Consider the following 408-nt stretch of genomic DNA (forward strand, 5'->3'; position numbering starts at 1 on the left):
ATCATGCACCTTATGTCTTGGGCTGCACACGTGCTACAATAGTCGGTACAAAGGGCTGCGATGCCGCGAGGCGGAGCGAATCGCAAAAAGCCGGCCTCAGTTTGGCTTGGGGTCTGCAACTCGACCGCATGAAGTTGGAGTTGCTAGTAATCGCAGATCAGCATGGTGCGGTGAATACGTTCACGAGCGTTGTACAGACGGGCCGGCACGTCACGAAGGTCGGTAACACGCGAAGCCGGTGGCCTAACCCGTGAGGGGAGGAGCCGTCGAAGGTGGGACCAGCGATTGGGACGAAGTCGTAACAAGGTAGCCGTACGGGAAGGTGCGGCTGGATCACCTCCTTTCTAAGGAGCACATAGCCGGATGCGAGCGAATGTCTCGCACGGTTGCTCATGGGTGGAACGTTGA

Annotated in this window: 1 rRNA gene; it reads left to right on the plus strand. The window is 57.8% G+C overall.

The window, feature by feature from the left end:
* A 16S ribosomal RNA gene (locus UK12_RS33295) occupies nucleotides 1-344 on the plus strand; the annotation flags it as partial.
* Between the last annotated feature and the right edge of the window lie 64 nt (nucleotides 345-408).

Origin of the sequence: Saccharothrix sp. ST-888, assembly GCF_000955975.1 — a bacterium.
In the GTDB taxonomy this organism is placed as follows: Bacteria; Actinomycetota; Actinomycetes; order Streptomycetales; family Streptomycetaceae; genus Kitasatospora.